Origin of the sequence: Burkholderia sp. 4M9327F10 (assembly GCF_005503145.1) — a bacterium.
Taxonomy (GTDB): domain Bacteria; phylum Pseudomonadota; class Gammaproteobacteria; order Burkholderiales; family Burkholderiaceae; genus Paraburkholderia.
The window spans coordinates 93,538-112,160 of record NZ_SCNV01000018.1 but is presented as its reverse complement, the minus strand read 5'-3'; the positions used below and the strand labels follow the sequence as shown (position 1 = coordinate 112,160).

Below are 18,623 nucleotides of genomic sequence, written 5' to 3'. Positions count from 1 at the left end.
TGTTCTCGGAGTTACAAAGATGAAAAAGACACTCATGGTCGCCGCCCTGACGGGCGTTTTTGCTACGGCAGCGCACGCACAAAGCAGCGTCACGCTGTACGGCCTGATCGATGCCGGCATCACCTACACGAACAACCAAGGCGGTCACTCCAACTGGCAAGAAACCAGCGGCTCGGTGAACGGCAGCCGTTGGGGCCTGCGTGGCTCGGAAGACCTCGGTGGCGGTCTGAAGGCGATTTTCACGTTGGAAAACGGCTTCAACATCTCTAACGGCAAGCTGGGTCAAAACAGCCGCGAATTCGGCCGTCAAGCTTTCGTCGGTCTGGCAAGCGACCAGTTTGGTGCAGTGACCCTCGGTCGCCAGTACGACAGCGTTGTTGACTACCTGGGCCCCTTGGCACTGACGGGTACGGGCTACGGTGGCACGCAGTTCGCGCACCCGTTCGACAACGACAACCTGGACAACTCGTTCCGCGTTAACAACTCGATCAAGTTCCAGAGCGCAAACTACAGCGGCTTCAAGTTCGGCGCGTTGTATGGCTTCTCGAACGAAGCAGGTGAATTCGCGAACAACCGCGCATACAGCGTGGGCGCGTCGTACACCTACGCCGGCCTGAACGTTGCTGCTGGCTACCTGCAACTGAACAACAGCGTCGGCGCAGCAAATGCCAACACGAGCGGTGCAGTTAGCGGCGACAACACGCTGCTGGCAGGCCGTCAGCGCACGTTCGGTGCTGGCCTGAACTACACGTTCGGCCCGGCAACGGCAGGCTTCGTTTACACGCAAACGAACCTGAACAACTTCTCGGGTATCAGCTCGGGTGCTTACGGCGGCGACGGCTTCACGTTGAACAACGTGACGAGCGGTCACTTCCAGAACTTCGAAGTGAACGGCCGTTACCAGATCACGCCGGCTATCAGCGTTGCTGGCGCGTACACGTACACGCAATCGAGCATCGAAGGCGCGAACCCGAAGTGGAACCAGTTCAGCCTGCAAACGGCGTACTCGCTGTCGAAGCGCACGGACGTGTACCTGCAAGGCGAATACCAGCACGTGAGCCAGGACGGCACGGGTCTGGATGCGACGATCAACGGTCTGTCGGCTTCGGGCAACAACAACCAAGTCGCTGTGACCGCAGGTCTGCGTCACCGCTTCTAAGCTGTCTGCTTGTCACTGCGTAACTGCAGTTGAAAAAGGCGCCGCTTGCGGCGCCTTTTTTTTGTCCTGAAGCGGCTTGAACGCGCTCAGAACACGTATCCGGTACGCGCACGAGCAACGCGCAGCCGCCCCCAAGCACCCTCTAACCGCCCGCATCCGGCGGTGGATACCTCACGTCGATCACATCGATCGGCTCCGGCCCTGCAGGGGTATGCAGCGTCACCTGATCGCCGATCCTGGCCTTCACCAGCGCCCGCGCAACAGGCGAGATCCAGCTGACCCTGCCGTGGTCCAGATCGACCTCATCGACACCGACAATCGTCACCGTGCGCACCTCGCCATCCTCGGCCGCATAGTCGACCGTCGCACCGAAAAACACCTGATCGACGTTTTCCTGCTTGCTGCTATCGACGACCTCCGCGAGATCAAGACGCTTGGTCAGAAAACGAATCCGCCGGTCGATTTCGCGCAGACGCCGTTTCCCGTAGATGTAGTCGCCATTCTCCGAGCGGTCGCCATTCGACGCCGCCCACGACACCAGTTTGACGACCTCCGGACGTTCCTCATCGATCAGATGCAGCAGTTCATCGCGCAAGCGGCGATAGCCCGCCGGGGTGATGTAGTTTTTCGCGCCCGCGGGAATCGCGGGCTGCGCGGCGTCGAGATCGTCGTCATTCTCTTCGCTCGACTCTTTAACAAAGGCCTTGTTCATGATCTTCCATTGACTGCAGCAAACCCTGCCTATCAAGGTTACACGATCAGGATAATGGGACAAATCACAGTTTGAGGCTTCCCTTTTCTTGGAGCTTTGCTATAATCCCGTTTCTGCGTGCGGCTGTAGCTCAGTTGGATAGAGTACTTGGCTACGAACCAAGGGGTCGTGGGTTCGAATCCTGCCAGCCGCACCACTTATTCGAGGGCCTCCCTCCGGGGAGGCCCTTCTGTTTCACCCGGTTTTACCGTTGTACCCGTTTAGCGTGCGGCTGTAGCTCAGTTGGATAGAGTACTTGGCTACGAACCAAGGGGTCGTGGGTTCGAATCCTGCCAGCCGCACCACCCATAAAGGGCCTTCCTCAGGGAAGGCCCTTTATTTTTGGTCCCGCAGAAAGCGCAGATGTGAAGTGGCGTGCGCACCGCGCCGCTATCACCCTGCCAAAGCCACCGCTTCTCTCACCGCGGCTCCGACTGGATATCGCCAACCTCTCCGTCAGGATTCGGACTCTCTTCGGCTGCGAACGTCCACATTTGCTCGCTAACCGGCGCCGCCCTCACGCCGGACAGTCCTTGGGATTGATGCAACACGTCTTCCACCGTATCGCCGAAGCGGCTCGCCACGAACGCGCGCAGCAGCGCCTCGCGTAATGTATCGCCGCGCCCCTCCACCGTTTTGTGGGCCCCCTCGAAGTCCGCAATACAGTGCGCCTGCTGCCGGTCCACGTGCTCGCGCACCTCGAGCCGCTGGGCACGCTCCAGCACGGTCGCGGCAGCCTCCCACGAGGTGGACGGCGTGAAGCGCCCATCCCACGGACGGCCGCGATCCTCGCCGCGTATCGCGACGGTTTCTCCGCTATCGGTAAAGTAGATTTCGCGCACGAAGTCGTGCAGGCTACGGGCGACCCAGTAGTCGAGCGCCATGCCGGTCAGGTCAGCAACATTCATCGCGTTCCCCTCAAGAGCGGAGTGAAACCCCGATCGCACCGGTGGTGTAGTCAGGCTCGCGCTCCGGCCTGCCGGCCGCAACGCTCAGTAATCAGCCCGTTCGCGGTCGATGCGCATCCCGCCGTCGTGCCGGTGATGCCCTTCTTCGCTCGGCCGCTCGCGCGCAATGCGCATCACGTCCGGATTCGTGCGAACCCGGCGCATGACATTGGCGAGATGCACCCGGTCGCTCACCTGGATCACGAAACGCAAAACCGTGGATTCCTGCGACAGGTCTTCGTCCATCGCAATGTGGACGATATTGGCGTCTGCGGACGTAATATCCGCGGCCACGCGGGCAAACACACCCTTGGTGTTCTTGACGAGCACCTTCACCGCTACGTCGAACAGACGTCCCGGTTGCGGCGCCCACGCCACGTCGATCCAGCGGCCCGGATCGCGCTTGTGGATACGCTGGGCGACCCGGCAGTCGGTGGTGTGGATGGCCATGCCGAGGCCGATACCGATGTAACCCATGATGTCGTCGCCAGGAATCGGCCGGCAGCAGGCCGATAGCTGCACGGACATCCCTTCGGTACCGGTGATCACGACCGGCGGCGCGTGCGAGGTGTGGCCCGACTCGGAGCGCGGGCTGTCATCGTCGGCATCGTGGCCGCTCATCAGCACCTCGATGCGCTTGGCCATCACCGCGGCCACGCGCCGGCCGAGGCCGATGTCCGCGAAAATTTCCTGGCGGCTCTTGTTGCCGGTCCACTGGACGAGCTTTTCCCAGGCTTCCGGCGTTACCTCGGAAAGTGCGAGGTCATAGCCCTTCAAAGCCTGATCGACGAGCCGCTCGCCCAACTGCACCGACTCGTTCAGCCGCATCGTCTTCAGATAGTGACGAATCGCCGAACGCGCCTTGCCGCTTCGCACAAATCCGAGCCAGGCCGGGTTCGGCTTCGAGTACGGCGCCGTGATGACTTCGACGATATCGCCGCTCTTCAGCTCGGTGCGCAACGGCAACAGTTCATTGTTGATCTTCACCGCGACACACTGGTTGCCCAGATCGCTGTGGATCGAATACGCAAAGTCGAGGGCGGTGGCGCCGCGCGGCAGCGCCATGATCTTCGACTTTGGCGTGAACACGTAGACCGCATCCGGAAACAGATCGATCTTCACATGCTCGAGGAATTCGCTTGAATCGCCTGCTTCGCTCTGGATATCGAGCAGCGACTTGAGCCACTGATGCGCGCGCTTTTGCACGTCGTTCAGGTCGGCGCCACCGTTCTTGTAGAGCCAGTGCGCCGCCACGCCCGCTTCGGCGATCTCGTGCATCTTGCGGGTGCGCACCTGGAACTCGATCGGCGCGCCGAACGGACCCACCAGCGTGGTATGCAGCGACTGGTAGCCGTTCACCTTCGGAATGGCGATGTAGTCCTTGAACTTGCCCGGCACCGGCTTGTAGAGCGCATGCAGCGCGCCGATACAGGTGTAGCACTCCAGCGCGCTTTCCACGACCACGCGGAACCCGTACACGTCGAGCACCTGCGAGAACGACAACTGCTTGTCGCGCATCTTCTTGTAGATGCTGAAGATGGTCTTTTCGCGGCCGGTGACTTCGGCGTCGAGCTTGGCATCGGCAATCGCGCGCTGCACCGACTCCAGAATCTTGCCGACCACTTCCCGCCGGTTGCCGCGCGCCGCCTTGACGGCTTTTTCGAGCGTGGCATAACGGTGCGGGTTGAAGTTGGCGAAGCTCAGGTCCTGCAGCTCGCGATAGGTATTGTTCAGACCTAAGCGGTGAGCGATCGGCGCGTAGATATCGAGCGTTTCGCGTGCCACGCGGCGGCGCTTTTCCGGCGGCACCGCACCGAGGGTGCGCATGTTGTGCAGGCGGTCGGCAAGCTTCACCAGAATCACGCGCACGTCGCGCGCCATCGCGAGCAGCATCTTGCGGAAATTCTCCGCCTGCGCTTCCTCGCGATTGCGAAACTCCATTTTGTCCAGCTTCGACAGGCCGTCGACCAGTTCCGCGACCTTGGCGCCGAACCGCTCGGCGAGTTCGGCCTTGGTCACGCCCTGGTCTTCCATCACGTCATGCAGCAGCGCTGCCATGATCGACTGGTCGTCGAGTTTCCAGCTGGCGCAGATCTCTGCGACAGCAACCGGGTGCGTGATGTAGGGTTCGCCGCTTTGGCGGTACTGCCCGAGGTGGGCTTCGTCGCTGAAGTGGAACGCCGCCTTGACTTCCTTGATCTCTTCCGGCGAGAGGTAGCCGGAGAGCGAGGAAGTCAGCTTGGCGATTGAAACGACGTCATGCCGGCGCGGCTGCTCCGGTGTGGCGGTCGGCCCGAACAGATGGCGAAACGACTGTTCGAGGACCGCGTCGATGTACTTGCGTGCAGAAGCCGGGGTATCGCCTTCGTGAGCTTCGTGCTCCACTTCCGTGACAGGGGGCGAGGGATTGGTGCTCATGTTCGCCTCCGTATCAGGTTGGACGCCGGTCTGCACGCGTGTGTGAATTACATGGCTATCGAGAACAACTGAAGCGTGCCTTAGACCGGCACCTTCTTCAGCATTTCGACGCCGACCTGGCCAGCCGCGATTTCACGCAGCGCAACAACGGTAGGCTTGTCGCGGCTTTCGATCTTCGGCGTGTGGCCTTGTGCGAGCTGGCGTGCGCGATAGGTTGCGGCAAGTGCCAGTTCGAAACGATTCGGGATCTGTTTCAGACAGTCTTCGACGGTAATGCGGGCCATGTTGGGTTCCTTCTCAGTATGTTGCTTATTCTACCTTATGTGCTCGATACCTCGCCGCGATCACGCGTGCGGGAGGTGGATGCCGAGCTGCACAAAAAGGTCCGTGTGGCGTGCGTATTGCGAGGCGAAGCGCAGGCGCGTGGCGGCGACGAGGCATTGCAGTTCCGCAAGCGCGCGGTCGAAGTTCTCGTTGATCACCACGTACTCGGCTTCCGCCGCGTGCGCGATCTCGCTGCCGGCCGCGAGCAGACGGCGCGTGATCACGTTCGGCTCGTCCTGGCCACGCTTCTTCAGACGCTCTTCGAGCGCTTCGAGCGAAGGCGGCAGGATGAAGATTTCGACGGCGTTGCGAAACTGTTTTTTCACCTGTTGTGCGCCCTGCCAGTCGATTTCGAGCAGCACGTCGTGGCCGCTTTTCATCTGCTCCTCGATCCACAGGCGCGAGGTTGCATAGTAGTTGCCGTGCACTTCCGCGCTTTCCAGGAACTCGCCCTCGGCGTGGCGCTTCAGAAAGTCGTCGACCGTCGTGAAGTGGTAATGCTCGCCGTCCTTCTCCTTTGGACGCGGCGGGCGCGTCGTGTAGGAGATCGACAGGCGGATCGCCTGGTCGCGTGCAAGCAGCGCGTTGACGAGCGTCGACTTGCCCGCGCCCGAAGGCGCGACCACCATGAACAGGTTGCCGGGATAAGCGCCGGCGTAGGGGTTGCGCGGTGCGCTGCTTTCGCGTGTGTGGTCGGTCATTGCATTCGTTATCCGAAAGTGGGCTCGAAGATTACTCCAGATTCTGTACCTGCTCGCGCATCTGTTCGATGAGCAGCTTGAGGGTCATCGACGAATCGGCGAGTTCCTTTGCGGCAGCCTTCGAGCCGAGCGTGTTCGCTTCGCGATTGAGTTCCTGCATCATGAAGTCGAGGCGCTTGCCGACCTTGCCGCCCTTCTCGATCACGTGACGCGTTTCGTTCAGGTGCGCGGTAAGGCGCGAGAGCTCTTCGGCGATGTCGATGCGAATCCCGTACATGGTCACTTCCTGACGGATGCGCTCGGCGATTTCCTCGCGCGAGATGCTGGTCGTCACCGTATCCGGCGCAGCAATGCCAAGCGCTTCCTGGAGCCGCTCGACAATCTTCTGCTGATGCTTGGCGATCAGCTCCGGCACCAGCGGCGTGATCCTGGCAACAATCGTTTCCATCTCGGTGACGTTGGCGAGCAGCATCGTCGCCAGTTGCGCGCCTTCACGAGCGCGCACGTCGATCAAATCGCCAATCGCCTGCTTGCCGCACGCGAGCACCGCGTCGCGCAGCGTTTCCGCCGCGACACCGCTTTCGGCAAGCACGCCCGGCCAGCGCAGGATTTCGCCGGTGCGCAGACGGCCCGCCTCCGGGAAAACACCCACCACCGCGCGTTCGAGCAGCGCGAGTTGCGACAACGCATCGTGATTGATGGCTCCGGCGTTGGCCGCCTGTTCGCTGCGTTGCAGGTTGATACGAATATCCACCTTGCCGCGCGAGAGCTTGTTCATCAGCATTTCGCGCAGCGTCGGCTCGCAGACGCGCACGTCTTCGGGCATGCGGAAGTTCAGATCGAGAAAGCGCGAATTCACCGTGCGCAGTTCGACCGACACGCTGACGCCGCCGTTGCCCGTGGTCGCCGCGAGTTCACGCGTGGCGCTCGCATAGCCAGTCATGCTGTAGATCATCATTTGTCTCGCGATAGGGGCCATGCCGCTGAAGGGATGGCCGGAAGAGTCGAATCGCCCGGCGTGTACGAGGCGCGGGGCGTGGAACCGGCATTATCCCATTTTTGACGGAGCGCCCCGCCATACGAGGCCTGGCCGCTCCACCGCGCACACCGGAGCGCGCAAGGCACCGGGCCACGCACCGGCTCGACGTTAAGCCGCCCCGCACGATCAGCGGTAAAATTAGCGTTTGCCCCGCCTTCCCCCTTCTCTCCACCAAGACCCCGAACGATGAACGACACCACCGCATTTTCCAAAGGCCGCCCCAGCGGCCGCCGCGCCGACCAGTTGCGCGATGTGCGCATCACGCGCCACTACACGAAGCACGCGGAGGGCTCGGTGCTGGTCGAGTTCGGCGACACCAAGGTGATCTGCACGGCGAGCGTCTCCGAGACGGTGCCCGGCTTCCTGCGCGATCGCGGTCAGGGCTGGCTCACGGCTGAGTACGGCATGCTGCCGCGCGCCACCAATACCCGCAACGACCGCGAGGCGGCGCGCGGCAAGCAGACCGGCCGCACTCAGGAAATCCAGCGTCTGATCGGCCGGGCCCTGCGCTCGGTGTTCGATCTCGAGAAGCTCGGCCAGCGCACCATGAATCTCGATTGCGACGTGATCCAGGCCGACGGCGGCACCCGCACGGCGAGCATCACCGGCGCCTTCGTCGCGGCCCATGATGCGGTGTCGAAGCTGCTCGCCAGCGGCCGGATCGAAACCTCGCCGATTACGGATTTCGTGGCGGCGATTTCGGTGGGCGTGTACAACGGCTTGCCGGTGCTCGATCTGGACTACGACGAAGACTCGAAGTGCGACACCGACATGAACGTCGTGATGACGGGCGCAGGCGGCTTCGTCGAAATCCAGGGCACGGCCGAAGGCACGCCGTTCTCGCGCGACGAAATGAATTCGCTGCTCAATCTGGCACGCGACGGCATCAGCACGCTGGTGGCAAAACAGAAAGAAGCGCTGGGGTTGAAGTGAGTGATCGTCAACATGCCAGCGGCGCTGCCCAGTTTGCGTCAGAGGCTGCGAGCGCGGCCAAAGCGTCGCTCGGCAAGGTCGTGCTGGCCTCGAACAACGCCGGCAAGCTGCGCGAGTTCGCGGCGTTGCTGGGCGCGGCCGGTATCGAACTGATTCCGCAAGGCGCGCTCAACGTGCCTGAAGCCGACGAACCGTATCCGACCTTCGTCGAAAACGCGCTGACGAAGGCCCGTCATGCGGCCAGGCTGACCGGCTTGCCGGCGCTGGCCGACGATTCCGGACTCTGTGTGCGCACGCTGCGCGGCGCGCCCGGTGTCTACTCGGCGCGCTACGCGCAACTTGCCGGCGGCCAGAAAAGCGATGCTGCGAACAATGCGCGCCTCGTCGAGCAACTGCATGGCGAAACCGACCGGCGCGCGTATTACTTCTGCGTCCTGGCACTCGTGCGCCACGCCGAAGACCCGGAGCCGCTGATTGCCGAAGGCCGCTGGCCAGGCGAGATCATCGACGTGCCGCGCGGTGCGCACGGCTTTGGCTACGATCCGCACTTCTTCCTGCCCGAACTGAACGCGACGGCCGCCGAGCTCGATCCGGCGGTGAAGAACACCAGCAGCCATCGCGCGATCGCGTTGCGGCAACTGCTGGCGCGTCTGACGGAGGAAGCGTGATTCCGATCAAACCCGCCGGCCAAAGCGGTGCCGCGGTGGTCCAGGCGTTCACCGCGCCGGGCAGCATTCACCTGACCTCGCTGCCGCCGCTGGCGCTGTATGTGCACTTTCCATGGTGCGTGCGCAAGTGCCCCTACTGCGACTTCAACTCGCACGAGTGGAAAGGCGACGCATTCCCCGAGAACGAGTATCTCGACGCCTTGCGCACCGACCTCGAACTCGCGTTGCCGCTCGTCTGGGGCCGTCAGGTCCATACGGTGTTTATCGGCGGCGGCACGCCGAGCCTGCTGTCGGCGGCGGGGCTCGACCGGCTGCTGTCGGACGTCCGCGCGCTCCTGCCGCTCGACGCCGACGCGGAGATCACCCTAGAGGCCAACCCCGGCACGTTCGAAGCGGAGAAGTTCGCGCAGTTTCGGGCCAGCGGCGTGAACCGGCTGTCGGTGGGCATCCAGAGTTTCAATGAAGCACATCTGAAGGCGCTCGGCCGGATTCACGACTCGGCGCAGGCACGCCATGCGGTGGAAGTGGCCGCCACCACCTTCGACAACTTCAATCTCGACCTGATGTTCGCGCTGCCTCAGCAGACCCTTGCACAGTGCCAGGCGGATATCGAAACGGCCTTGTCATTTGCACCGCCGCATTTGTCGCTGTACCACCTGACGCTCGAGCCGAACACGCTGTTTGCGAAATTCCCGCCGGCGCTGCCGGACGACGATGCGTCCGCCGACATGCAGGACTGGATTCACGCCCGCACCGCGGCGGCCGGTTATGGGCGCTATGAGGTCTCGGCGTATGCCCAGCCGCATCGTCAGAGCCAGCACAATCTCAACTATTGGCGCTTTGGCGACTACCTGGGTATCGGCGCCGGCGCGCACACCAAGCTGTCGTTTCCGAATCGCATCCTGCGGCAGATGCGCTACAAGCATCCGGGCACGTTTATCGAGCAGGCGAAAGCGGGGGCGCCGGTGCACGAAGAGCACGAGGTCGCGACACGCGACCTGCCGTTCGAGTTCATGTTGAACGCGTTGCGCCTAGTGGAGGGGTTTCCGGTGCACCGCTTCATCGAGCGCACAGGCTTGTCGATGACGTCGATCGAACCGGCATTGCAGGAAGCGGAGCAACGCGGCCTGATCGTACGCGATCACGAGAGGATTGCACCAACGCCGCTTGGGCAAGCCTTCCTCAATGACCTGCAGGCGCTGTTCCTGAAAGACCCGCAGTGAGTGATTCTGCGTCAATCTTCACGCGAATTTGCCGTGGTGGAGAGATTTCAGGTTACAATTTCGGGCTTGGAGGTGTGGCCGAGCGGTTTAAGGCACCGGTCTTGAAAACCGGCGAAGGAGCAATCCTTCCGTGAGTTCGAATCTCACCGCCTCCGCCAGGAACACCAGAGAGGCCCCGTAAGTTTGATGAATTACGGGGCTTTTGTTTTTTCAACCCACAAAATGACCCACGTTGCGATCGGCGGCCTTGGCCTCGCGCGTATGGTTGCGTTCTCCCCTTATTCTTGAGTGTCGGATGCTACATCCGGCTGCCAGCGCCGCCCGATGATGGAAACGTGGACGCCGCCGCATGTGTGCCGGGTTGTCTGACACGACCTACCAGGTCGGCTCAAGGGCAGGAATTGATGGCACGGCAATCAATCCAGCGCTCTATGGTGATTCCATTTTTCTCGAAATATGAAATTTTCCAGAATCTCAAATCATCCGAAATACTTATCAATTTGACATACTCTCCTTTAACGATATACGTTTTAACTTCCGTCGCTGAAGGCATTGGATACAAATAGGCTTTGCCTACAACTACCTGGCGCTCACCCTGATGGACATCGGATTGCTTCCGCGTGAGAGTCACCGAGTAAGGGCCATAAAAAAAATCGCCTATCGGTTTCTTCGTAATTTCCCACGACAATGTGTCGCCGTGACTAACTAAATCTACAACACCATCTTTTGCGCCAAAAAACGAGTAAAAGCGAACTTCCGCTTGTTGACCGCCTTCGCGCACATGTCCAAAGATATTTTCCGCCCCGTCGGCATCACAATCAATTCGGTTCCCATTTTGCGTGATAAAGCAGTAAGAACCCGTGACCGCGCCATCACGCGTTTCATGCAGCTTTATTTCGAATGTCGAATATGGCTTACTTGCTCCTGCCACATGCTCCACATATTCCCAATCGCCCGAAAATACGCCCTCCGCTGTCCATGCCGTTGAGTGAATGAGCAGGGCGCTTGCGACGAACATCAAAAACGTCACGTATCTACGTTTGCTCATACTTTCACCTGCAGGCAATCATTTACCCTGTTTAACCATCCCTTAAGATTGCCAATCTGGCGGGAGTCCTTTATTGTGAGATTCGTATAATATTGACGCCTAATCGACGTTATATCCTGAAGTAACGTCTCCTGATCGGAAATTGCATTCATGGCATCGACTGTTTGCTTCCCCATACCGCCATCCTCCACAAGGTTTGAATGATATTTCTGGTTTAGAAGTTTTTGGATTTGTAATGCCGCCCCGCCAGAAGTTATACTCCAATCGTAAGACATTAATGCCACACGCTCATCTTTAAATCCACAAAAACCTTTGGGTTGCCAATAGCGCTTAAGATAAATAACCTCGGCTTGCTGCTCCGTCAAATTTTTCAAGTTATCCAGCGTAGGTGCAACACCCACGTCCTCCTCTGCGTATTTCTGCCATGTGGCCCATGCAATACCGTGATTGGTCGGACCGCCCTTATCGTCGCTCCTGTTCACGTATCCGCCTTCATGTCGAAGGATAATTTTTGATATTTTCTTGAATCGGGCAGCGCAGTCACAACTTTCAATGAAGTTCCCCACCAGCCCAATTGGATTGATGTGATACACATCGGAACCGGGGAAACCGGGGACGCCAGCCGCCACCTCGTCCCACCACACAAGTTTCGCGATGCGCTTTTTTTCCTCTTCATGCTCGGCTTTCGGCCCAGTGCGCTCTTCGATTGCGCTCACCAGCGCCTGCCACTTCGCCGGGTTGGCCCACTCGCTTTCGTGCTTCGGAATGAGGCGCGACGCACGAAAAGCGGCCCAAGGGAATCCTGAACCCAGGGCGCCTTGTCCGAGGTTACAAAGGTCGTCCGCCGCGCGCATGCCGTCGCCGGTCGGATAGAGCGCACGGTAGAGCGCGACCATAAGCGGGCTGAGCTTGCCAAGAGACCCCGCACCGGGCGTATCACCGCCGAGCGCATAGTCGACGTAATCGGCAGTGGTCGCGAAGATGGTGTGCGTTGGGTCGTGGTCCTCGTTGTGACACTCGAAGTCGATCCAGCTTTGCGCATTCTCGCGGGTGACCACACCGCCCTCGAAGCTCTGCTCACGCACCCATCCGCTAATGGGATTGCGTTGCACATCTGCGCTATCCACCTTCCACCAACGCCGTTTGTACCCGTCGTTACCGTTGTCCTTTTCCATGAACATGTGCGCGTCATCCTGGGGCAGCGCGGCGAACTGACAAACCTGAATCACATCGGTCTGTTTCGGATTCTTGCCGGATTGCCCGTTGGCATGGTCGTGATAGAGCGTCGTTCCACGGTCCACGCGCAGAATGGCTGGCTCCGGCGACAGGCCAAGCTCGCTCCACGGGTCCGCGTTCCCAACGTTGGCGTCAACCCAGATGTTTCCGGCATTGATGAACTGCTGGATGCCCTCGCCGCAGAACACCTCGATGTGTGCCATCCGGGTTCCGCCCGAACACTCGGTGAGCGAGTCATAACGGCCCAGGTGGCCGATCGGGTCGCCCGCCTTGACCGGGATGCCGCCGCCTGCGCCCTTCGGATCGCTCGCCGTGCATGCCCGGTCCGTCGTGACGATTACCCGGTCGAACATCGATTCCGGGATGCTCTCTTTCGCGACCGGCCCGCCATTCTGCGCGCCCAGAAAAATCCAGCTGTTGACGGCCACGGCGGGCGCGACGTAACCGCCGGCCTCGGGCGCATAGAGCGTTGCGCCGCCCAGGTCCGTTAGCTGGCCCCACATTCCACCATGCACTGTCTCTGTCTTGCCGATACTGACGCTTGCGCCCTGCGGCAAGATACCGAGGATAGAACCGCCAGGCGTCTTGCGCACATGCAAACCCGTTTGCGCCGGGTCCGCCGCCTGTCCACCGCGACCCGGTTGCGGCTTGTCCTGGGCATACTGCGTAATCTGCCATTCCCGCGACCAGTACGCCGGTTTCTGCCGCTTCGGATAGTTGTCGTAGTCGGCGCTGGACATCAGATGCATGTACAGGCTGTAGAACGTCAGCTTCGTGCCACGCGGGAATTCCATCTCGTGCCGCACCAGGGCGAAACCCGTACTGTAGGGAGCCTGAAACGGCGCGTCGCTACCGGCCAGCGCCACATCGCTCACCGGGTAGTCGTTGTTGGCGCGATATGCGATCAGTACACCGTCCGCAATGCAGCGGAGTCCCGCGTCGAGGTCGAGCGCCTGTCCAGCGCCGCCTTCCGTGATGTGAATCCCGCCGTGCCACATGCCCCTGCGGCTGACGAGATACGCGCCGGACGGCTCGCTCGCGGCGAGAAGCCGGTAAATGTCGTGCTCGTCGGTGAACTGGGCCGATGCCCCGGCATTGCTCTGCACCTTGCGCTGGAAGGGGAAGGCAAAGGCCAGTTGCGTGAGGGCTGGCGGCTGGGGTGGTTGTGGCGTCTGCGGCTTATGTGGTGCCGGTTTGTTCGTCATGGGTTCGGTGCGCTCCTCAGTGGACGGGGTCGCACCACGCTATGACGGATGAGCTGTCAGGGTCAATTAGCTGGAGTCTGAAAATATGCAAACAATTGTCAGGCCAAAGAAACCACCTGAGGCTCGCGGAGCTGTTCGTAGATGTGTTCGCTGAGTAGCGCGGCCACTTGCCGCGCCGAGCGTGGCGGCATTGAACGGCACGAACTTCGACGGCCACGCGAGCCACACGTCGCGCGTTTCGCGGAAAAGCTGAAATACGACATCGTTCGCCAGCGCCAGTATTGGCGCTTTGCGGATTCCGGTGGCTTCGTTCCAGGCGGACACGGCCTCCGCCACAGCCATTAACAGGCTTGATTTTCTGTATAGTCCTGCTCTCTAAATTAATTAGGAAAGGAAAGTGTGCCAGTCATGTGTGCCGGACCCGCACCCCAGCAGCTGCAGCAGGAGCGGCAACCCAACTTCTTCGCTAACGCCGCGGAACCCGTGATTGGTTCAAACCACTACCGAAACGACCCACGCATCCGAGTCAACCTCGACAGGCACAGCCTCCAAAGCAGCGCCCGTACACGGACCGTCGATACAAAAACCGTCGTCGAACCTGAATAGCGCACTATGGTGAGCGCACATCAGGACCTGAGACCGATAGCAAGAGACACTTCCGGGTACAAAATCGAGCGGCACTGAAAAATGCGGGCAACGATTCACATACGCCCACACCTGCTCGCCGCGCCGCACCACGACCACCGGTCGCCCGATACATGCTTCGTCAATCACCCGTGCCCCGCCATCGGGAACATCGGCCAAGCGGCATAGCTGTCTTGCGCTCATTTCTCACACCCGCTGCTCAGGATTTCCGAGGCTCCAGTCCCACGGGCGCACTTCCACGCGTGAGAACAGCCCTTCTTTCATGTACGGGTCGTTGCCGATGAACTGCATGACGGTATCGATATCTTCCGCCTCGACGACCAGCAGCGTACCGTTCATCGTGTTGCACAGCGGTGCCAGTGTCGGGCCGCCGAGGCGCACAAACACACCGTGCTGCGCGGCGCTGCGCAAATAGGTCCGATGGCTCGCTCGAACGCGCTCCCGGACTTCCCGCATGCCCGGCCTGTCGGTAGCAAAGACTGCGTAATAGCGGCGCATGGTGTCAGCTCCGGTCGAGAACCAGGTCATGGCGCGATGTGCGGTACCGTCCGCTCAGCCTGAACCGGCAAACCAGGCCGTCGCATATTTTTCCGGTCCCGGCGAGGAAGCGAATTGCCGACATCCGCTCCTCCTCGACATCTCGTGGGTCATTGGTCACGTCTGTCTCCACCTGTCTCTATCTGTCTCCATCCACGCCTCCCGCTGCTCAGCCCGGCGCGCGTCCTTCCCACGCATCCTGCAGCAGCGAGCGAATCGCTGCGCGCTCTATCGGCCGCGGGTTCGCATAAGGGTTCTGGCAGGCGACCTCCGCCGCCTCGTCGAGGCCATCCTCTGGCATGCCGATGTCCGCAAGCGCCGCCGGGACACCAAGCTGCCCGTTCAGCCTGAACAGCAGCGGCCCGGCGTCGCCCGCGTCGTCACCGCCCAATGCACGCGCGACGCGGCGCAGAGCCTCGGGAGCCGAGGCATGGTTGTAGTGAGCCGTGTGCGGCAGCATCGCAGCGTGCGTCTGGGCGTGAGGCAGGTTGAACGTTCCGCCCAGGGTATGGCAAAGCTTATGATGCAACGCCATCCCTACCGCTCCCAGGCAAGTTCCCGCGAGCCACGCGCCGTAGAGCGCCCGGCTACGCATATCCGCGTCGTCAGGTGTGCGTACGACAACAGGCAGCGCCTCGCCGAGCGCGCGAATCGACTCCTCCGCCATGAGGCTGATCACCGGGTTCGCGTCTTCGGCATAGAGCGCCTCGACCGCATGCGCCATCGCGTTGATCCCGGATGCCGCCGAGATCGCCGGCGGCAACGACAGCGTCAAGGACGGGTCGTACAGCACAGTACGAGGCAGCACGCGCGCATCGCGTCCGGTGCGCTTCAGACGGCCTTCCGTTATTCCGAAAATCGGCGTCATTTCGGAGCCGGCGTAGGTCGTCGGAACCGCGAGGATGGGCAGAGACGACTCGAGCGCAATTGCCTTGCCCAGCCCGATCGTTGAACCGCCGCCAATCGCAATGCAACCGTCTGCGTCCAGTTCGCTCGCCCTCTGGCGCGCCGCACGCGCGACCTCGACCGGGACATGCATGACCGCCTGCGCAAACACGCCAGCCGCTCGCGCCGCCAACGCATCCTTCACCTGCTCAGCGAGATGCCGCTGCTCCGGCGTGGACAGGATGAGCGCCCGGCGGGCACCGAGCCGGGTCAGCTCATCCGGTAGCTTTCCAAGGGCGCCCCATCCGAAAACCACGCGCGACGGTGTGCCTTGATAAACGAAGCGCTGCATGAAAGCCTCAGCGCTTGAAGTGCGGCGGCACGTTAGCGTCGACGTTGACCCATACCGAACGCGCCTCCGTGTAGTCATGCATCGCTTCGAAGCCCATCTCGCGGCCGTAGCCCGACTGGCCCACCCCACCAAACGGACTGCCGGGATTGACGCGCTTGTAGCAATTGATCCAGCACATCCCCGCATGGATTTGCGAAGCCAGCTTGTGAGCGCGCGAAAGGTCCCTGGTCCAGAGGCCGCTGCCCAGGCCGTATTCCGTCGCGTTTGCGATGGACAGCGCTTCTTCGTCGCTGCTAAAGCGCAATACCGTGACGAACGGACCGAAGACCTCTTCCTGCGCGATGCGGTCGGCCGGTGTCTTCGCCTCGATCACCGTAGGGCGGACGTAGTAGCCGTTTGCGAGCGCCGGGTCCTGCGGAGCGCTGCCGCCTGCGAGCACGCGGCCTCCCTGCTCCCGCGCCACGTCGACGAACGTCAGGACGCGGTCCAGGTGTTGTTTCGACGTCAGCGGCCCCATTTCGGTATCCGGATCGAGTGGGTTGCCAACGCGGATCGAAGACGCCAGCGCAACAAAACGCTCGAGGAATGCATCGGCGATGCGCTCATGCAACACGAGACGCGAACCCGCGATACACGCCTGCCCCTGGTTATGGAAGATGGCCCACGCAGCGCCATTGATTGCTGCATCCAGGTCAGCATCGTCGAACACAATGTTGGCGCCCTTGCCGCCCAGCTCCAGTTGAACGCGCTTCAGATTGCCCTGCGATGCTTCGACGATACGGCGGCCGGTGGCAGTCGAACCCGTGAACGCAATCTTGCCGACACCGGGATGTTCGGCAAGGCGTTGACCCGCCGTGTGTCCATAGCCGGGGACGATATTCACCACACCCGCCGGAAAGCCTACCTCGGCCATCAGCTCGACGATGCGCAGCGTCGAAAGCGGCGTGATTTCCGACGGTTTGAGAACGACCGTGTTGCCTGCTGCGAGCGCCGGGCCCATCTTCCAGCTTGTGAACATGAGCGGGAAGTTCCACGGAACAATCTGGCCAACGACGCCGATAGGCGCACGCTGCACATAGTTCAGGAAACCCGTCTCGACTGGAATCACCGAACCTTGCAGCTTGTCGGCCATGCCGCCGAAATAGCGAAAGCACGCCGCCGTGCGCGGCACGTCGAGTGCCAGCGAATCGCGAATCGGGTGGCCGGTGTCCAGCGACTCCAGCCGTGCCAGCTCCTCGCCATTCGCCTCGATCGCATCGGCGAGACGCAGCAACAGCCGGCCGCGTTCGGCCGCCGCCATGGCCGACCATTTCGGGAATGCACGCGTTGCCGCCTCGACTGCGAGGTCCACGTCAACCGCAGTTGCCGCGGCGATCTTCGTGATAAGCGAACCGTCGTGAGGATTGAGCACATCGATAGTGCCGCGCTCGACAGCGTCAACGAAGCGGCCGTCGATGAAAAGTTGGGTTTGCATGAATCGTCCTCGGTGTGTTGCGGGTTCGCTACTTAAAATTCAATCGGGTACGGCGCCAGCTCTCCGCTCTCGTAGCGCTGCGGCAGGTTCGGCGTGGCGTTTTCCCAGACGAGCAGCATGGAGCGCTTGGTCGAATACCCTTGATGGCGAATGTCGGCCGGCATCGCGCAGATGTCGCCGGCCCGCATCGTGATACGCGCGCGCGGCGCGCCGGTGTTCTTGTCGCCGATGTCCCAGACGATTTCGTCGGAAAGTTGCAGGAACCACTCGACACGGTCGTTGCCATGGAACACCGGCAGGATGAACTCCTCGGTCGTCGGGCAGAACAGGCTGCGCTCGCAGACGGAGGTGACCGACGGATTCCACGTCACGTCCGAGCGCGACAGATACTTGAAGAGGTTGAAGGCGTGGAGCTGCCCCTCGAAGCCCGGCTCGACGTGCAGTTCCGGCTCGTCCTGAACGACATCGAGGAACGCGCGATTGACGGGCAGTTCGTCGCGCAGCGGCGAGTCGCCTTCGAGGCCCGGCATCCTGCGTGTGGCAATACGCGTACGCTCGATGGCTGCGTCGTTCTCGCCGTGCTTGCGGCCAAATGCAGTGCCGGTCTCTTCCGGCGCCGCGAACGGGTCGAAGCCTTCGTTGGTCCAGTCATGGAGGATGGCCTTGAAGGTCGCCATGATGGTCGGCGTTTCAAAGGTCTCGGTGTAATCGACGCCGGCTTCCTTCAGGATGCCGTTGAACGTACCGGCATAGACGTCGACCTTGCCGTAGTGATTGCGCGTGCCGAATACGTGGTCGAAGTTGACCCAGCCGTAGAAAAAGCCCCACGCGATATCGCGCATCATTGCGCGCAGAAACGCGTCCGCGGGGATCGCGTGCGTGCGCACCTGACCTTTCGCCGGCCAGCTGATTTTCACGAAATACTCGTCGCGCTGAAACTCGAATTCGCCGAGTTGAAAGCGCCGGTAGCCCGTCACGGCATCCGGTTCCGTTGCACGTACCGTGTCTGCCGCGAAGCCAGCAGAGTGGTCAAGGTTCTCGAGGGTAGCCATAGTGTGTCTCCTGGGATGTTCAGTTA

General features: G+C 61.4%; 18 protein-coding genes and 3 tRNA genes. 7 read left to right on the top strand and 14 right to left on the bottom strand.

The annotated features are described in order from the left end of the window. The first annotated feature begins 19 nt into the window (after positions 1-19). A complete protein-coding gene (locus FFS45_RS18390) occupies positions 20-1,159 on the top strand; it encodes a porin (RefSeq protein WP_137956050.1) in 1,140 nt (379 codons plus the stop codon). A gap of 142 nt (positions 1,160-1,301) precedes the next feature. Here FFS45_RS18390 and greB read toward each other — a convergent pair whose 3' ends face one another. Beyond that, positions 1,302-1,871 (bottom strand): transcription elongation factor GreB, encoded by a 570-nt coding sequence (gene greB / locus FFS45_RS18385; protein WP_137956049.1) that lies wholly within the window; start codon positions 1,869-1,871, stop codon positions 1,302-1,304. 119 nt (positions 1,872-1,990) lie between these two features. Between greB and FFS45_RS18380 the strand changes: the two genes are divergently transcribed. Both FFS45_RS18380 and FFS45_RS18375 read left to right on the top strand, forming a co-directional pair. Further along, positions 1,991-2,067 (top strand) — tRNA-Arg (locus FFS45_RS18380). Positions 2,068-2,138: 71 nt separating this feature from the next. Beyond that, positions 2,139-2,215: transfer RNA gene (locus FFS45_RS18375), tRNA-Arg, on the top strand. 114 nt (positions 2,216-2,329) lie between these two features. Here FFS45_RS18375 and FFS45_RS18370 read toward each other — a convergent pair. From FFS45_RS18370 to FFS45_RS18350, 5 genes are all read right to left on the bottom strand, one after another. Beyond that, positions 2,330-2,818 (bottom strand): phage protein NinX family protein, encoded by a 489-nt coding sequence (locus FFS45_RS18370; RefSeq protein WP_137956048.1) that lies wholly within the window; start codon positions 2,816-2,818, stop codon positions 2,330-2,332. An 84-nt stretch (positions 2,819-2,902) separates the two neighbouring features. Next, positions 2,903-5,275, bottom strand: coding sequence for a bifunctional (p)ppGpp synthetase/guanosine-3',5'-bis(diphosphate) 3'-pyrophosphohydrolase (locus FFS45_RS18365; RefSeq protein WP_137956047.1), 2,373 nt, complete (start codon positions 5,273-5,275; stop codon positions 2,903-2,905). Positions 5,276-5,355: 80 nt separating this feature from the next. After that, positions 5,356-5,559: a DNA-directed RNA polymerase subunit omega gene (gene rpoZ / locus FFS45_RS18360; RefSeq protein WP_006025620.1), complete on the bottom strand. Its 204-nt coding sequence runs from the start codon at positions 5,557-5,559 to the stop codon at positions 5,356-5,358. A 60-nt stretch (positions 5,560-5,619) separates the two neighbouring features. Then, positions 5,620-6,300, bottom strand: coding sequence for a guanylate kinase (gmk, locus tag FFS45_RS18355; RefSeq protein WP_137956046.1), 681 nt, complete (start codon positions 6,298-6,300; stop codon positions 5,620-5,622). A 31-nt stretch (positions 6,301-6,331) separates the two neighbouring features. After that, positions 6,332-7,255 (bottom strand): YicC/YloC family endoribonuclease, encoded by a 924-nt coding sequence (locus FFS45_RS18350; protein ID WP_137956079.1) that lies wholly within the window; start codon positions 7,253-7,255, stop codon positions 6,332-6,334. A 270-nt stretch (positions 7,256-7,525) separates the two neighbouring features. Here FFS45_RS18350 and rph point away from each other — a divergent pair, with 270 nt between their 5' ends. From rph to FFS45_RS18330, 4 genes are all read left to right on the top strand, one after another. Next, positions 7,526-8,272 (top strand): ribonuclease PH, encoded by a 747-nt coding sequence (gene rph, locus FFS45_RS18345; RefSeq protein ID WP_137956045.1) that lies wholly within the window; start codon positions 7,526-7,528, stop codon positions 8,270-8,272. An 80-nt stretch (positions 8,273-8,352) separates the two neighbouring features. Then, positions 8,353-8,940 carry an RdgB/HAM1 family non-canonical purine NTP pyrophosphatase gene (gene rdgB, locus FFS45_RS18340; RefSeq protein WP_249362840.1) on the top strand — a complete coding sequence of 196 codons (588 nt, stop codon included), beginning with the start codon at positions 8,353-8,355 and terminating at the stop codon, positions 8,938-8,940. A 5-nt stretch (positions 8,941-8,945) separates the two neighbouring features. Further along, positions 8,946-10,163 (top strand): radical SAM family heme chaperone HemW, encoded by a 1,218-nt coding sequence (gene hemW / locus FFS45_RS18335; RefSeq protein WP_137956078.1) that lies wholly within the window; start codon positions 8,946-8,948, stop codon positions 10,161-10,163. 68 nt (positions 10,164-10,231) lie between these two features. Next, a tRNA-Ser gene (locus tag FFS45_RS18330) sits at positions 10,232-10,321 on the top strand. A 230-nt stretch (positions 10,322-10,551) separates the two neighbouring features. On the opposite strand, the gene FFS45_RS18325 is transcribed toward FFS45_RS18330, so the two are convergent. From FFS45_RS18325 to FFS45_RS18290, 8 genes are all read right to left on the bottom strand, one after another. Further along, positions 10,552-11,211 (bottom strand): hypothetical protein, encoded by a 660-nt coding sequence (locus FFS45_RS18325; RefSeq protein WP_137956043.1) that lies wholly within the window; start codon positions 11,209-11,211, stop codon positions 10,552-10,554. After that, positions 11,208-13,652, bottom strand: a complete 2,445-nt coding sequence (locus FFS45_RS18320; RefSeq protein WP_137956042.1) for a glycosyl hydrolase 108 family protein — start codon at positions 13,650-13,652, stop codon at positions 11,208-11,210. Before FFS45_RS18320 ends, FFS45_RS18325 begins: the two co-directional genes overlap by 4 nt. 66 nt (positions 13,653-13,718) lie before the next feature. Beyond that, positions 13,719-13,976, bottom strand: coding sequence for a hypothetical protein (locus tag FFS45_RS18315; protein ID WP_137956041.1), 258 nt, complete (start codon positions 13,974-13,976; stop codon positions 13,719-13,721). 168 nt (positions 13,977-14,144) lie between these two features. Further along, positions 14,145-14,480 (bottom strand): Rieske 2Fe-2S domain-containing protein, encoded by a 336-nt coding sequence (locus FFS45_RS18310; RefSeq protein WP_137956040.1) that lies wholly within the window; start codon positions 14,478-14,480, stop codon positions 14,145-14,147. 3 nt (positions 14,481-14,483) lie between these two features. After that, entirely contained in the window at positions 14,484-14,795 is a 312-nt protein-coding gene (locus FFS45_RS18305) for a YciI family protein (protein ID WP_137956039.1), read from the bottom strand. 208 nt (positions 14,796-15,003) lie between these two features. Then, positions 15,004-16,071, bottom strand: a complete 1,068-nt coding sequence (locus FFS45_RS18300) for a maleylacetate reductase (protein ID WP_137956038.1) — start codon at positions 16,069-16,071, stop codon at positions 15,004-15,006. Between the two features lie 7 nt (positions 16,072-16,078). Further along, positions 16,079-17,545, bottom strand: a complete 1,467-nt coding sequence (locus tag FFS45_RS18295) for an aldehyde dehydrogenase family protein (protein ID WP_137956037.1) — start codon at positions 17,543-17,545, stop codon at positions 16,079-16,081. 32 nt (positions 17,546-17,577) lie between these two features. Continuing rightward, positions 17,578-18,597: a hydroxyquinol 1,2-dioxygenase gene (locus tag FFS45_RS18290; protein ID WP_137956036.1), complete on the bottom strand. Its 1,020-nt coding sequence runs from the start codon at positions 18,595-18,597 to the stop codon at positions 17,578-17,580. Positions 18,598-18,623: the final 26 nt, after the last annotated feature.